Origin of the sequence: Paenibacillus sp. FSL H7-0326 (assembly GCF_001955535.1) — a bacterium.
GTDB classification, from domain to species: domain Bacteria; phylum Bacillota; class Bacilli; order Paenibacillales; family Paenibacillaceae; genus Paenibacillus; species Paenibacillus shunpengii.
The window spans coordinates 519,323-535,128 of the sequence record NZ_MPVN01000002.1; the positions used below are offsets into that span (position 1 = coordinate 519,323).

15 protein-coding genes are annotated in these 15,806 nt (G+C 45.3%); 3 read left to right on the forward strand and 12 right to left on the reverse strand.

Annotated elements, in window-relative coordinates; all coding sequences use genetic code 11:
• Window positions 1–43 precede the first annotated feature (43 nt).
• Both aroQ and BK126_RS13325 read right to left on the reverse strand, forming a co-directional pair.
• Complete coding sequence (aroQ, locus tag BK126_RS13320) at window positions 44–481, reverse strand: type II 3-dehydroquinate dehydratase (RefSeq protein ID WP_076313098.1); 438 nt, start codon at window positions 479–481, stop codon at window positions 44–46.
• A gap of 133 nt (window positions 482–614) precedes the next feature.
• Complete coding sequence (locus tag BK126_RS13325) at window positions 615–1,103, reverse strand: YqhR family membrane protein (protein WP_047911037.1); 489 nt, start codon at window positions 1,101–1,103, stop codon at window positions 615–617.
• A 287-nt stretch (window positions 1,104–1,390) separates the two neighbouring features.
• Here BK126_RS13325 and BK126_RS13330 point away from each other — a divergent pair, with 287 nt between their 5' ends.
• Both BK126_RS13330 and BK126_RS13335 read left to right on the forward strand, forming a co-directional pair.
• Entirely contained in the window at window positions 1,391–2,395 is a 1,005-nt protein-coding gene (locus BK126_RS13330) for a DUF1385 domain-containing protein (protein WP_047911036.1), read from the forward strand.
• A gap of 9 nt (window positions 2,396–2,404) precedes the next feature.
• Complete coding sequence (locus BK126_RS13335; RefSeq protein WP_076313099.1) at window positions 2,405–2,734, forward strand: hypothetical protein; 330 nt, start codon at window positions 2,405–2,407, stop codon at window positions 2,732–2,734.
• Window positions 2,735–2,832: 98 nt separating this feature from the next.
• On the opposite strand, the gene BK126_RS13340 is transcribed toward BK126_RS13335, so the two are convergent.
• Entirely contained in the window at window positions 2,833–4,419 is a 1,587-nt protein-coding gene (locus BK126_RS13340; RefSeq protein WP_076313100.1) for a family 10 glycosylhydrolase, read from the reverse strand.
• 136 nt (window positions 4,420–4,555) lie between these two features.
• Window positions 4,556–4,981: a transcriptional regulator MntR gene (gene mntR, locus BK126_RS13345; protein ID WP_047911033.1), complete on the reverse strand. Its 426-nt coding sequence runs from the start codon at window positions 4,979–4,981 to the stop codon at window positions 4,556–4,558.
• Window positions 4,982–5,185: 204 nt separating this feature from the next.
• Here mntR and splB point away from each other — a divergent pair, with 204 nt between their 5' ends.
• Entirely contained in the window at window positions 5,186–6,256 is a 1,071-nt protein-coding gene (gene splB / locus BK126_RS13350) for a spore photoproduct lyase (protein ID WP_076313101.1), read from the forward strand.
• Between the two features lie 93 nt (window positions 6,257–6,349).
• Here splB and BK126_RS13355 read toward each other — a convergent pair whose 3' ends face one another.
• The 8 genes from BK126_RS13355 to BK126_RS13390 form a co-directional block, all read right to left on the reverse strand.
• A complete protein-coding gene (locus BK126_RS13355) occupies window positions 6,350–7,063 on the reverse strand; it encodes a cytochrome c biogenesis CcdA family protein (protein WP_076313102.1) in 714 nt (237 codons plus the stop codon).
• A gap of 53 nt (window positions 7,064–7,116) precedes the next feature.
• Window positions 7,117–7,920 (reverse strand): metal ABC transporter permease, encoded by an 804-nt coding sequence (locus BK126_RS13360; protein WP_047911030.1) that lies wholly within the window; start codon window positions 7,918–7,920, stop codon window positions 7,117–7,119.
• 21 nt (window positions 7,921–7,941) lie between these two features.
• Window positions 7,942–8,691 (reverse strand): metal ABC transporter ATP-binding protein, encoded by a 750-nt coding sequence (locus BK126_RS13365; RefSeq protein ID WP_076313103.1) that lies wholly within the window; start codon window positions 8,689–8,691, stop codon window positions 7,942–7,944.
• Window positions 8,692–8,748: 57 nt separating this feature from the next.
• The gene (locus BK126_RS13370; RefSeq protein WP_083655878.1) at window positions 8,749–9,885 is read right to left on the reverse strand and encodes a metal ABC transporter substrate-binding protein; all 1,137 of its coding nucleotides are present in this window, start codon (window positions 9,883–9,885) and stop codon (window positions 8,749–8,751) included.
• Window positions 9,886–10,086: 201 nt separating this feature from the next.
• Window positions 10,087–12,084, reverse strand: coding sequence for a methionine--tRNA ligase (metG, locus tag BK126_RS13375; RefSeq protein ID WP_076313104.1), 1,998 nt, complete (start codon window positions 12,082–12,084; stop codon window positions 10,087–10,089).
• Window positions 12,085–12,526: 442 nt separating this feature from the next.
• A complete protein-coding gene (gene yidD, locus BK126_RS13380; RefSeq protein WP_076313105.1) occupies window positions 12,527–12,778 on the reverse strand; it encodes a membrane protein insertion efficiency factor YidD in 252 nt (83 codons plus the stop codon).
• 2 nt (window positions 12,779–12,780) lie between these two features.
• Entirely contained in the window at window positions 12,781–13,242 is a 462-nt protein-coding gene (locus BK126_RS13385; RefSeq protein ID WP_076313106.1) for a Fur family transcriptional regulator, read from the reverse strand.
• A gap of 163 nt (window positions 13,243–13,405) precedes the next feature.
• Window positions 13,406–15,706: a copper amine oxidase N-terminal domain-containing protein gene (locus tag BK126_RS13390; RefSeq protein WP_076313107.1), complete on the reverse strand. Its 2,301-nt coding sequence runs from the start codon at window positions 15,704–15,706 to the stop codon at window positions 13,406–13,408.
• Window positions 15,707–15,806: the final 100 nt, after the last annotated feature.

Genomic DNA, 15,806 nt, shown 5'->3' on the forward strand with positions numbered 1-15,806 from the left:
TCCTTCTTTCTTCGCTCTCGTTCATTCAATCCATCGAAGCGTCTTATGTCTCCAAATAGCGATACATCGCGTTTAGAGCATGTTCATAGCTGTAAGCTCCGAAGCCAGAAATTTGACCAATCGTTACCGCTGCAATGACCGACGTATGCCGGAAAGACTCCCGCGCATGAATATTAGACAGATGAAGTTCGATGGTAGGAATTTTAACTGTGCTCAAAGCGTCACGAATAGCATAGCTGTAGTGAGTAAAGGCACCTGCATTAAGCAATATTCCGTCAACTTCCCCCAAGGAAGCATGAATTCGGTCGATAAGTTCGCCTTCATGATTCGATTGATAAAAAGTAATGGATACGGAAAGCTTCTCCGCCTGAGCACGAAGCATTTCTTCAATGGATTGAAGACTTTGCTTGCCATAAATACCAGGCTCACGCACACCAAGCATATTCAGGTTCGGGCCGTTCATGACCAGAATCCGTTTCATATCCTCGCGCACCACCTTTCCTGCAAATAACCATCTGCTATTTTACCATACCGGATATTGGATTGAGAAGCTTTTTTGCATCAAGACAGAAGTGGTGAGCGATCGGTGTAGTTACATATTAGCTAGCAATTTATTATGAGCCCATCTGGGTGTCTCTTTTACGTTCATCCGTAAACTCCATTGCGATACTGTAACCGATGAACAATCCCCACAGCAGGAACAAGCAGACTTCGCTAAAGATGGAATCCCAGGTCAGCTGGTTTAGAGGCTTCATCATCCCTGTCCAGGGACCAATCCATACAAAGAGAATGACCCACCAGACTATCCCATAGATCAGGCCAGGTATAGGCCCCTTCAGCTTGCGGAACAGATAAGTATATATAATGGAGGCAAGCAGTGAGAAGACAATGAAAAACAGCCACCCGATAAAATGTCCCTGTATTTTATAAATATAAGCATGCTTGAAAAAAGGCTCTGCCAGAAAACCTATCGGTATGACAGTAAAGTTAAAGTAGTAAAATATCCACTGAATACCTCCCCAGATCAACCCTGCAAAAAAACCGATTTCCAACGCAAATACAAATTTATTAGTAATCTCTCTGCGCTGTTCTAAGTGACTCATGATTCATCCTCCTGCAGCTTATGTATTTATTTATCTTCTCGGAAGTAAGAGATCCGCAACTTTTTGGGCTTCAGCTCGTACATAAACACGATCACACTTTTGCATCTGATAACCAAAAGCAATGAATGGCCCTAGCTGCAGCAAATGTCACTATGCATACTCTCATGTAAAACCTTGTTATAACTTGTAGTATGTTCAAATTACTGAAGACTAGTCAGAACTAGAAATTGCTGGCGGAATTCGATACAATGTAGACAATCGAAGTTAAGAATAGGAAGGTGAGTTCTTTGCCTCAAGAATCAAAAAGAGTGGCTTATGGCGGTCAAGCCGTAATTGAAGGGGTCATGTTCGGCGGGAAGCATGTGAATGTCACTGCAGTACGTCGTAAAAACCAAGAAATCACTTTTCTTGAAGTGCCTAAGCAGGACAAATCCTGGGTTACCAAATTGCGTAAGGTCCCTTTTCTGCGCGGGATTGTCAGTCTGATTGACTCCAGCGCCAAGGGAACGAAGCATTTAAATTACTCGGCAGATGCATATGCTGACGACGAGCTGACACCGGAAGAACGTGCGAAGAATCAAGAGGATGAAGATTCTGGCTGGAGTCTGTCGATGATTATCGGCGTTGCTGCCGTAGGTATCCTATCCTTTGTATTTGGTAAAGTGGTGTTGACGGCGGTTCCGGTATTCATAGAGGAATTTCTATTCGGCAGCCTGTCGATCAGCCAGTTCGGTCATACTTTCATTGAAGGAATTATTAAGATCCTGCTTGTCTTTGCTTACCTGTACTTCTTATCCATGACACCAACCATCAAGCGATTGTTTCAATATCATGGTGCAGAGCATAAGGTAATAAGTGCTTATGAAGCTGGAGCTGAGCTCACTCCGGAGAGTGTGCAGAAATTCAGCCGTCTCCATTACAGATGCGGAAGCAGCTTCCTGGTGCTCAGTGTCATTGTCGGGGTGCTTGTCTATTCTGTATTCTCGATCCCGTTTCCTTACGATAATGTATGGGAGCGTGTAGGACAGCGGCTCATGCTCTTGCCGATCGTACTCGGTGTTTCATTTGAAGTATTAAAGTTTACAAACGCAGTAAGAGACATACCGGTTCTTCGCTTCCTTGGTTATCCGGGCCTGTGGCTTCAGCTTCTTACAACCAAAGAACCAACGAACGAGCAGGTTGAGGTATCGATTGCCTCCTTTAACCGTATGCGTGAGCTTGATGCGGAATTTGAAAAATCACCCGCAACGTTCAGTGTAACTAGCGGTAATCTTGATCCTGTGAAAGGATGAGGATCTGACATGGTTAAGCATGCAGTAGCTTTTTGGATCATCATGATATTGGCGGTCTTCGGTTTATATGTAAATATTCGACTTGGTCGATGGGATGCCCTAATCTTCCCCCTGATCCTGGGAGGACTCATCTTCTGGTTCTATAAGCGTCCCCCTCGGGCATTGACCGGCAGACACCCTAAAGTGAAGCCTTCCAAAGCAACGATGGCGAAGCTCGAACGGAGTAAGTCAGGACATAAACCCGGACAGACAATGAATAAGCGCAAGAGCTACCCTTTTCATGTCATTGAAGGACAGAAGAAAAGCAAAAATGACGATGAGCTTCCTAAATATCATTAGCAAAAGCAAAAGTCCTTTGACCTGCTAAAGGTCAAAGGACTTTTTATGTTGTAGATCAGCAGTTTATGAAGCCAATAAATTTAATATTTCAGACAAATTCATTTTCCGTAATAGTTTTGCAGTAAACCGATCAAGCCAAGAGGATTCTTGGTCAGGTATTGTGCACTAAAGTAGATGTCGCCATCAACTTCTTCATACTGCTCATTATATTTGAGCTGATTAATGATTTCATTTGCGGTGTGCCAGCCCGCTTCGGATGTTCCCAGCTTGTAAGGTGAGTGACCTATATACAGATCCACATCGGTCCCTGACACCTCATCGACCCACCAGTCAACCAGAATATCGTATCTTGCCGCTTGGAGTGACATGCTCCAATAAATCTGCGGTGCAACATAATCAATCCACTCTTTCTGAATCCAAGTACGCACATCCGCATGCATATCATCATAGGCGGTCACGCCTGCCTTCGTATTCGAGCCTGTCGGATCATCTGCGATGTTTCTCCACACGCCAAATGGACTAATTCCATACTCGACTCCAGGCTTCACAGCTTGTATCTGTTCCCCAAGTGACTGAACGAACCTGTTAATGTTATCTACACGCCAGTCATTAATATCTGTATAGTTGTTGTAATTGTATGCTTCGAAGGCAGCTGCATCATTAAAAGTGACATTAGATGGATAGAAGTAATCGTCCAAATGAACGCCATCGATGTCATAACGATTCACCACTTCCATGATGGCATCAATAATATGCTTTCTTGCATCTGGGATACCCGGATTAATGTACATCTGATTCTTAGCGGTTACGATCCAATCCGGATGTACATTCACTACATGATTGGCTGCATTCTTGCTAATGTCTGCCGTCGTATTCGCGCGGAAAGGATTAAACCAGGCATGGAATTCCATCCCCCGTTTATGTACTTCCTCGATCATGAAGCTGACAGGATCATACCCTGGATCCACCCCTTGGGTGCCAGTCAATACTTTGTTCCATGGAACCAGTGTGGAAGGATAGATCGCGTCAGCAGCACCTCTCAGCTGAACAAATACCGCATTGATTCCCATAGACTCCAGCTTATCAAGCTCCTGGATGAAATCACTCTTCTGCTTCTCCACATTATTCATAGAGCCTGATTTCGGCCAGTCTCCATTAATGGTGGAGATCCATGCGCCTCTCATATCGCTGTCCTCTGGTTCTCCAGGTACAACCGGGATTTCCGGATCCGTCGGCCACAAATTCGTAGAGGTGAGATGAATCGTTTTGGCGGATTGATTCCATTTCACAATCAGGCCCAGATGCTCGCTGACAAAACGAATCGGCACCATCACACGGTTTTTGGTGTTGGTCACATTCGCGGACAGCTGTACCGTTTTTCCGTTCACAATCGCCGTGCTCTTCCCTTGGGTCAAAGACAGGTCGTTGCCAAATCCTTGAATCCGAACGGTTTTGGACGCCTGATTCCACTTAACCGAAGCGCCAATGCCTTCACTGATTACACGAAGCGGCACCATCGTGACATTGACTTTGGGTACGATATAAGGCGCAACGTCAGACTCCAGCTCCTCACCATCCAAATAAATCGTAATTCCTGCCGTACTGGCTGCGAATGTCACAGAGCCCCCTTGAAATGCCAGCAAACAGACTAGCAATAATGCGATGCATTGTTTCCATTTCCTCATACAACCCTTGTCCTCCATAGCTTTGGTATTAGAAAAATAAACCATTTCCTATGAATATAGACGCGGATTCTATTCTGATAGTTGCGTATAAAAAGAAAAAACACCTGTCCCGCAAATAAATCAGGACGGTGCTCTTCTATGATTCGTTGGTCAGTTCTTTATGAACATTCTGTAAATCCTCTAGTCGGGTGTTGTCTCTGCGAAAATATTCGACAAGGGTTTCGATGCAAGTAATGGAATCCCAGCTCAAATGATGCTCAATTCCTTCAACATCGGTATAGATATTCTCATTCTTAACGCCAATCATCGTTAAAAATTCCTCAAGCAGCTCATGACGGTCCATTAGACGCTTGCCAATCTTTTTGCCTTTTGGCGTCAGCACGAGTCCGCGGTATTTTTCATAGATTAAATATTCGTCTTTATCCAGCTTCTGGATCATCTTGGTTACAGAGGAAGGATGGACTTCCAGTCCCTCAGCTATATCGGATACACGCGCATAGCCCTTCTCGTCAATTAACTTGTAAATTCGCTCCAAATAATCTTCCATACTGGGCGTTGGCATTTGCCTTACCTCTTTTCATTTATGAACTAGCGTCTGATCGATCGCACAACTTTGCTCTTGTAATGATACATGTTATCACTTGCGATTTGCAAGTCTTAAAGCCTGACAAGCACTTCTTACATGACTGAACTTACCACGCTTAATGGGTGCAAACTGATGGCACAATAACTAAGAATTGAATACAGGGAGAGGAGCCTACTGCCCATGACAATACTCGTTCCGGAAAAGCCTAAACGCAAGCTTAAGTCAACAGCTCCCTTTGTTCCTGATTTAGTTTATTTTGAACCACAGGCATTGGAATATGAAAAAGGCAAACGCATTATGGAATGGGTTAAAGCGAATAATATTGAATATCGTATGACCACTTCGCACAACCGAATTACGAACTTGCCGGGAGAGACAGATCAGGAGAAATACCGTATAGCCAAAAGAACGCTCGTGGTGGGCCTTCGCAAAACGCTTAAATTCGATCAGTCCAAGCCCTCTGCCGAATATGCGATTCCGATATCTACAGGATGTATGGGACACTGTCACTACTGCTATCTGCAGACCACGCTTGGCAGCAAACCTTATATTCGTGTCTATGTAAACACGGAGGACATTCTGCATGCAGCGAAGGATTACATTGAAGAGCGCAAGCCGGAGATTACCCGGTTTGAGGCCGCTTGTACTTCAGACCCTGTCGGGCTTGAACACATTACTGGGAGCCTCGGTGATCTCATTCGCTTTATGGCGGATGAAGAGTTTGGACGACTTCGGTTCGTTACCAAGTATCATCATGTAGATCCTCTGCTGAACATCAAGCATAACGGCCATACACGCATTCGATTTAGTGTAAATGCTGAATATGTAATTAAAAATTTTGAGCCTGCCACCTCCCGCTTCGAGGAACGTATAGAAGCCGCAGGAAAAATCGCTCACGCCGGATATCCCCTCGGTTTTATTATCGCTCCGATCATTTGGTACGACGGGTGGGAAGAGGGCTATAGCGAGCTGCTGGAAAGGCTTAAAGAAAATCTTCCACAGGAAGCAACCAAAGATTTGACGTTTGAGATGATTCAGCACCGCTTTACCAAGACGGCCAAAAATGTGATTGAACAGCGCTATCCCAAATCCAAGCTGGAAATGGATATAGCCAAACGTGAGACCAAATGGGGAAAATGGGGACAATATAAATATGTATACCCTAAAGATCAGCAGCAGGCACTCCGTGAATTTATTACGGAACGTATCTTTGATGCTTTTCCACAAGCTAAAATTGAATATTTCACCTAGGTTTGCCTTCGACAAAAGCCACTGCCAATCATTCGCATAATGTGAAAAAACCATCAGTCAGCGACTGATGGGCTTACATAACGAAACTATTTTTTAGAATATCATCCATTCCGGTGTAATCCGTTGCAACCATATCGTAATTTGTGTCATTCGGTCTGTAAAGAGCAATATACCCATCAGAACCATAACACTACCCCCGACCTTCATTAGTACACCTGAATATTTACTGATAAATCTCGTCGTTCCAACAAAGAATGCCAGCATGAAAAAGGGAAGTGCGAATCCTACAGTATAGCCTGTAATAAGAGTAATCCAGGTTCCCGGCTCGGTTGCTGCAATCGCGATGATTGCGGTAAGAATAGGTCCGATGCAAGGAGACCAGCCAGCAGAAAAGCCAATGCCAAAAATAAAAGAGCCAAGGTAGCCAGCCGGCTTCCATTTGACATCAAGCTTTCTTTCCTTCATCAATAGCTGCGGCTGAAAGAGCCCAATGAGAAATAAGCCCATGACCATAATAAGTATTGCTGACAGCATTCGAATGAGGTCCTTGTATTCGTGAAAAAATTCTCCAAAGATGCCTGCGCCAAGTCCGAGTGTGTAGAATACGACGGAAAAGCCCAGGATAAAAGCTAGAGTATGGCTTAACGTGCGCATACGGACCTCGCGCTTATTCTGCTCGTGCTTAAGCTGCTGCACGGATAAACCGGTTATGTAGGACAGATAGGACGGATACAGCGGCAGACTGCAGGGTGATAAGAAGGAAGCAACCCCTGCCAAGAAGGCTAATAATACGTTCACATCAGGCATGACTATAACGCCTCCCTAAGAACGAATGAAAGAATTCGGGTAAGATAAATATCTTAAGCCCGAATTCCTTTTTTACCAAGCATAATGACAATAAGCATCGCAATAAGCAAGAGAACAATCGTTGCTCCAGGAGCGAGATTCCATACCCCTGCAATGATAAGTCCTGCAATAACGGCAATTTCCGAAATAATGACAGATAATATAATGGAAGATCTGAAGCTTCTCGCAATCAAGAGACTGACGGCAACCGGTATGGTCAGCAGTGCCGATACAAGCAGCGCTCCGACAATCTTGATCGCTGTACTGATCACGAGTGCTGTCATGACGGTAAGCAGCATATTCAACAATTTTGTAGGAAGTCCGGTAACGGCCGCAGCGTCCTCTTCAAAGCTGAGAAGGAAGAACTCCTTATGGAAGATGGATACAACCGCAATTACAATAACCGTTACGATACCCACAACCGTCAAATCCGTCATATCCAATGTATATATACTACCAAACAAATAACTCATTACGTCCCCATTATAGCCTTTACCAAGAGTAAAGAATAAAGAAGCCAGCGCTACTCCCCCGGACATGATAATGGCGATCGATAATTCAGCATAACTCTTGTAGGCTTTACGCAGCTTCTCTATGGCAAATGAGGCTAAGACCGCAAAGACAAGTCCAACCGCAATCGGATATACCCCCAGCAAAAAGCCAAGGGCCACCCCCGCAATGGTTACATGCGACAAGGTGTCCCCGATCATCGATAATCTGCGAAGCACAAGAAACAAACCAATCAGCGGGGCTGTGATACCGATCAGTATCCCGCCAGCCAGCGCCCGCTGAAAAAATTCACTCGTTAATATTTCCAATTTCCACGACTCCTTCGGCCCTTATAACAATGTATGCTGTAAATCGGTCTGAGCACAGTTCTCCAGATCATGTGAATGGCGAACATAGAACTTGATCTTGCCGTTCTGCTGCTCAGGCTCACTTCCGAGATAACCTTCAATCATATCGATATCATGCGATACCATTAAGAAGGTCATATGATGATGTTGATGCATATGCGTGATCAGCTCGAAGAAGCTTGCCTGCGTCTCCGCATCAATACCTACCGTAGGTTCATCAAGAATGAGCAAATCTGGACGGTTAATGAGCGCCCGGGCCAAAAAAGTACGCTGCTGTTGACCGCCAGACAATTGGCCAATTCTCTTATCAGCCAAATCCTGAATCCGCATGACTTCAAGCGCATCATCGCATTGCTGCTTATGCTTCTGACTCAATCTGCGGAATATATTTTTGTTGTTGTACAGCCCAGACTGTACGACTTCTCTTACTGTAGCCGGAAACAGTGGATTAAAGGCATTTTTTTGCGGTACATATCCGATTCGTTCCCAGTCCTTAAATTTGGCGATCGGTGTACCAAACATCCGAATATCACCGGATCCTTGGGGCAGCAGTCCAACAAGCATCCGCATCAGCGTCGTTTTTCCCGCTCCATTCGAACCAATCACTCCTACGAAATCTCGTTCTTTCACGGTAAGATTCAGATCCTTAATTACCTGTTGTTCACCGTAAGAAAAACATAGATTGTTAAGCTCAAGGACTGGATCATGGCATAGTGCTGTAGCTGGTTGCATCAACGTTCCATCCTTTATTTCAAGTTCAATCTATTATCATCCTAGCATTATCTTCACTTATTTTAAAGCGGTGATTAAATTTTGTAAATTTTTCTCCATTTGAGTAAAATAAGTTTCTCCGTTCTGCAGCTGCTCTTCAGTCAATCCTTCAACCGGATTGAGTACCATCGTTTGTACACCCGCTTCTGAAGCAAGTGTCTTGGCCAGCTTATCCGATACCAGCTCTTCAAAAAAGATATATTTAATTCCTTCTTCTTCAACGAGATTAGCTAGCTTCACAATGTCCTGTCCCGTTGGCTCTGCATCAGGAGATAACCCCATGATCGAATGCTGAGTCAGTCCGTAATCTCGTGCAAGATAACCAAATGCTTGATGAGATACTACAATCTCTTTATTGGGTACTTTTGCGAGCTCCTCTGTAAATTTGGCATCCAGATCCTCTAGCTCCTGTTTAAGACCCTCATAGCGTTCTTCATAACCTGCTTGGTGCTCAGGATCTGCTTCAACTAGGCTGTCCTTAATATTTTCTGCCATGATCAGAGCTGATTTGGGGCTTATCCAAGTATGAGGATCGGTGGAACCATGATTATGACCATCATCTGAAGCTGGAGCTTCTTCTTCATGAGCGTGCTCCTCTTCATGCGATTCTTCACCTTCATGTGCATGCTCTCCTTCATGCGATTCTTCACCTTCATGTGCATGCTCTTCTTCATGAGCGTGCTCCTCGCCTTCATGGGCATGCTCATCAGCAGCTTCCTCTGCTGCATGATCATGGGTATGACCTTCTGAATCGATCAGCTCGATCCCTTCGCTTACTTCTACAGATTTCACATTAGAATCGCTGTCGAGTCCCTTCAAGAAGTTGGGTACCCATCCTTCAAGTCCTGCACCATTGTACAGAAACAGTCCTGCATTGGATGTATTGACGATATCCTGACTGCGTGGAGTCCAGCTATGAGGATCTACTCCTGCAGGCTGCAAATTGATTACATTCGCATCTTCCCCGCCTATCGTCTTAGCAAATTCATATATTGGATAAAAACTCGTAACGACGTTGAACTTATCTTCCTCAATCTGCCCTTGAGAGCTGCCGTTTGAATCATTGCCACAAGCGGCTGTAAATAACATGATAGCACTAAGTAATACTCCCCCGGCCATATTCCGCACTTTTTTTCCAGTCAAACTATATTTCATAATGACCTCCGCATCTATTAAATCGTAATCGTAATGATTACTAGCAAATAGTAGTATAGCATCCCTCCCAAGATTGTCAATACTATTTACTGAAAAAAAGAGCGTTCCCCAAAAGGAACGCTCTTCATTGTATAAGCTTAAAATCCTCTTTTTAAGATTATGTGCAGGATGCATCCATTTCATAACTCATTAAAAAGGGGTTTACTTCACGATTGCCCCGTTCGGCATATTTTCAGGCACCGTAGCCAGAGTCAATTGATCTCCATGAGAGGCAGCGAGAATCATCCCTTGAGACAATTCGCCGCGCAGCTTTACCGGCTTCAGATTCGTCACACAAATGACTTTCTTGCCTACCATTTCTTCCGGCGTATAGAACTTCGCAATACCCGATACTACTTGACGCTGCTCATAACCGAGATCAAGCTGCAGCTTCAGCAGCTTATCTGCTTTTTTCACCGGCTCGCACGCGGTAACCTGAGCAACACGCAGCTCTACTTTGGCAAAGTCCTCAATTCCGATCTCCGGCAGTCCTTCCGTTGCTTCTGCTGCGGCTTCTACCGCTTTGGCTGGCTCTGCTTTGGTTCCGCCTGACATAGCACCCGCAATATAGGCAACCTCCTGCTCTACATCAAGTCTCGGGAAGATCGGCTCACCCTTGCGAAGCTCATTTCCTGCTGGAACCAATCCTGCCTGCTTGGTGCTGTCCCAGCTTGTAAGCTCTCCCTCCTGAATGTTAAGCTGCTCCCAAATTTTGCGCGGAGCCTGAGTTAAGAACGGCTGCAGCAAGATGGATGCTACACGCAAGCTCTCCACCAGATGGGCCATAACGGAAGCAAGCTCCTCGCGTTTCGCCTCATCCTTAGCAAGCACCCATGGCTGAGTTTCATCAATATATTTGTTGCACCGGCTGATGAATTGACCAATCAGTGTCAGTGCTACAGAGAATTCCAGATTCTCCATCGCCTCTTCCACTTTCTCCACAGTACTCAGCGCAAGCTCCTCAATCGTGCTGTCAAATTCAGTTACTCTGGATTGGTATGCAGGCGTTTTGCCGTCAAAATACTTGTGCACCATCGCCACAGTACGGTTAAGCAGATTGCCAAGGTCATTCGCAAGATCCGAGTTGACACGCTCTACGAAGCTCTCCGGAGTGAATGTACCATCCGATCCGAACGGCACCTCACGCAGTAGATAGTAACGCAGGGAGTCCAGTCCGTAGCGGTCAATCAGTGTCACGGGATCAACGACATTCCCTTTGGATTTGGACATTTTGCCGTCCTTCATCAGCAGCCATCCGTGGGCAAATACCTTCTTCGGCAGCGGAAGATCCAGTGCCATCAGCATGATCGGCCAATATATCGTGTGGAAGCGGACGATTTCTTTACTCATCAGATGAACATCTGCCGGCCAGAATTTATCGTACAAGGAAGCATCCTCACTGCCATATCCCAGAGCGGTAATGTAGTTCAGCAGTGCATCAATCCATACGTAGACCACATGCTTAGGATCACTGGATACTTTAACTCCCCATTCATAGCTTGTACGGGATACAGCCAGATCCTCAAGACCCGGCTTGATGAAATTGTTGATCATTTCGTTCTTGCGGGATTTAGGCTGGATGAAATCCGGATTTTCCTCATAATATTGAAGCAGCCGGTCTGCATATTTGCTCATTTTGAAGAAATAGCTTTCCTCTTTGACGAGCTCGACGGGATGACCGCTGTCCGGGCTTTTTCCGCCAATAATTTTGCCATTCGCATCCTTCTCGGTATCCACCAGCTGTGTTTCCGTGTAATAGGTTTCATCAGGTATGCTGTACCAGCCTTCGTATTCCCCTTTATAAATGTCGCCCTGCTGCACCAGTCGCTCAAACACGTCCTGAACGACGGATGTATGCCGCGGCTCTGTCGTCCGAATGAAATCATCGTTTGTGATATCAAGCTTTTTCCACAAATCCTGAATTCCTGCGACAATATGGTCAACAAATTCCTGCGGTGTTTTGCCCGCTGCCTTCGCTTTTTGCTCGATTTTTTGACCATGCTCATCTGTACCTGTCAGGTAACGTACCTCATAGCCTCTTAGGCGCTTATATCTTGAGATCGCATCTCCCGCTACTGTAGTGTAAGCATGACCGATGTGCAGCTTGTCGCTTGGATAGTAAATCGGTGTTGTAATGTAGAATGTTTTTTTGTCTGTCACTTTTGTATACCTCCTAATGATTAATATGTAATCAAGGGATTGCGGTACCATGTAAAAACAACACAAAAAGACCCTCATCCCATATGGGACGAGAGTCTGTTACACTCACGTGGTACCACCCAAATTCCCTGATCACTTCACACTCAAGTAAGAAATCAGGCTCATACCAGTCAAGCTCATTGCTTAACTGTGCCCGCTAACGCTGGCATGCGCCGCTCCCTTACCTTCCATCTACTAGGACGGATATGGCTCGAAAGCAGTTCCTCCAGGACCATTTTCCGAACTCTGCTTCAGACCGGCTTGCAGCTCCCCCGGCTCTCTGTACTAAAGCATGCATGATCGTACTTATCCCTTCATAGGAAAAATATGCGTACATCTATAATATTGAGCTTATTCAGAAAAATCATACAAAACGGCAGCATCAATGTCAAGGTTCCAAAGCCTATGAAGGCGTATTTCCTTCACTGCCCTTCTTGGGAGGGACGAGGTCCACTCCCCCCGGATGTAGAGGATGACACTTCGCTATCCGTTTCGCCGCAAGCAAAGATCCCTTCACAGCACCGTGCACCTCAATGGCTTCGAGTGCATAAGCAGAACAGGTCGGATAAAAACGACAGCTGGGCGGCTTCAGCGGTGAGATGAATTTGCGATAGAACTGAACCGGAGCCTTCGCGATGAATCTAGCAGGCTTCATTATTAATGACCTTTGGAAGCAGGCTTCTTCGTACTCTTATCGCGGTTGCCTTCTGTTTGACATTCCCTGCAATATCCAAAAATTTCAAACTTGTGTTCAACAACTTGAAATTGATCCGGTGTATCTGTAAGATTCATCGGGCAAAACTCAATCGGCAGTGTCTTCTGACAGTTCAGGCATATCAAATGATGATGGTGATGACCGCTGCTGCATGAAGCTTTGAATTTAACCCCGTCTTCAAAAATAACCTGCTCCAGTACGCCGAGCTCCTGCATGACTCTCAAGTTGCGATAGACCGTATCAAAGCTTAGTCCGCTGTATGATTTGCCCATATATTCATAAACGTCTTTTGGTGACAAATAACCTTCTGATTCGGCAAAAAGCCTTGCCAGCGTCTTGCGCTGATCCGTAATTCGAAGTCCTTGACCGGACATGGCTTCAATAATTTGATCCGTGGACAGCATGACTCTTAACCCTCCTGTCATACCTATTTGTGTCATACCCTTATAATGCCTGAAATAAAGAGTCACGTCAACGAACACGTATAGTACGTTGATTCGTATTCGACACAAACGTAACAAAAAAAGAACTCTGATATAGAGCTCTTTTTTTGATATGAATAAATTCTTACTCCTCTACTTGCGGCAATGCCGTAAACAACAGATTGATTGGAAGACTGCTTGCCGGCGCAGCAGTGAACCAGATTTCGACCTTTTGCTCATAGCTGCCTGTTCGGTATAATACAACCTGCTCATTCGGAGCACTTACTCCTCCACTCTTCGCCAGGGGTATGAGCATTCCATTCACCATCGCATAGCCCGAATAGGTTCCTCCGCGAGGATTAAAGGAGATCAGTGTATTAGGAGCTACGGAGTCCAGTGTGATCTTGTACAGGACACCGAAGTTACCCGAGTTGGAGGCTGTTACCCCTACCATCGGATCCACGCCGGCCACGTTCGGGTCATCCTTGTTATCCCCAATCACAAGCCGCTGTGACTTCTCGCCAATCGTCTCGCTGTATTTGATGATGCGAGTTGGATTATCATAAGTTCCGCGGTTATGAACACCATCCCGATCAAGAACCGGCAGCTTCTTCACTGCAGACAGCGGATCCAGCTTCTCATCAATCATAATGACTTTGTAGTCAATTGGATAATTGCTGTAAACATCAGAATACAGTGAAATAATTTGACTCTGGCCAAGACTCGACATGCTCAGATCGGTAAGGATCAGCTTGCTCTCTCCCGGCTTCAGCTGAGTAGTCGACCACTTTGAACCATCCTGCATCGTTTCAAAATATCTTTGTACCGCTTTTTTGCCTGCAGCCTGTGCAATATTGGTCGGACCTGCGAAGCCTAGATTCTCTGTACGAAGTGTAGCTGTAGCCGAGTTGTTGTTCGTTGCGACCACGTACATCTTCACTTTTTTGCCGGTGTTATTGAGATGGTGAAGCAAAAATCTCGTGTTGCCGACGGCACGATCCTGATATAGAATCCCTTCACGGGTTACCGTTTCAGGACTATTGCTTCGTATCAGTGTGCCTGGTTGATCCGTGTACGTATAACTCACTTTATCCCAGGTCGGGACAATCGAACCGTCAAAGGCAAATTCCTCCCCAACCGGTGTAAAGAGACGATTAAACTCATTGAGCGTGTACAACGTTTCGTTTGTGATAATAATCGTTTTTTCGTAAGTCCGGCTTGCCCCTTTATTATCAGTAACCGTTAATCGAATCGTCTTGGGTCCAGGTGTGAAAAACGCTGCTGCATTATTGTCCCACTGTGTATCTACTATATACTCGTCATCTGTACTCTCGTCCTTGTACGTAATCAGCTCGCCCATCTTGTATTCTTCTTTATCTGTTGTAAACATCGGAATCGGCGGCTGATTCGGCCGTTCTACATTAATGGTAACGGTATAGGCATCACTCCATGTACCGCTTGAATCCTGAACATAATAGCTGACCGTATAGTTCCCTTCTGATTCAAATACATCCTGTCTGCCTTCCCAGCGTTCATTAATGATCGCAAGACCTTTCGGAGAATAAGGAGCTGTTACATAAGTTACCTGATCTCCTGCGTACACCTTGCTCGGCTGAATGCTGAATTTAGCAACCGGCTTACTCGACAGGTTCAAAATAATCCGTTTATTGATGTTATCCACACTGTAGGTTATGCCAAGTGCTTGGGTAATGGATGTCAGCGGCACCATAAATGTATTGTTCGTCTGATAGGAAGCGCCCTTCATGCTCTTCGAAACGCCGTTAACCGTATAGCTGCTGCTGTTCGTTTTGAAGCGAAGTTCGTTGCTGCCCTGGATGATCAGCGTTTCCTTGGTGCTGTAATTGTATGATACCTTGTATCCGACTCGATCAACCAATGCGCGAATAGGCACATAGGAAACACCGCTCTTCACAACCATCGGCTGTGGAGCGTAGTAAGTAACACCGTCCTGAATCATCTTGCTGCTATTATAAAATAAGATCAGCTGGCTCGCGCTGACAGCTGTATTCGCTGCTGTATTTGCCTTGACCGAGCTTGTCTCCTGGACAGTTTGCTGTGAAACCGGCTGCTGCTCTACAGCATCCGACTCTATAGAATCCTCTTCGGGAAGTGAAGCCTGGTCTTTCTCAGAGGATTCATCACTTTGAGAATCATCTGGAAGCTCTGCTTCATCTGATATGTCCTGAGCTCCGCTTACGGATCTTTCTGCGGCTTCTGTGTCCTGCTTCACTTCGTTATTGGTGTGTGAAGTACTCTCGTCATTCTTAACATCTTGGGACAGGGTTTCTTGCACACTTGCTGCTTGTTGATCAAGTGCTTGTCCCTGCTGAACTTCTGCTGTGTCTGATTGTGCACTCACTGGAAAAGCCATCAGTACCTGTGAAACGGCAAAGACGGTGAGAATAGATAATTTCTTGAAATTCATTCCTCGACTCCTTCTAATCACTTAGTTGTATCACGATGCATGTCTCATTATTAGACGCAGTTATACTGAAAAAGTTGCTCTACACATTCTAAAAAATGAC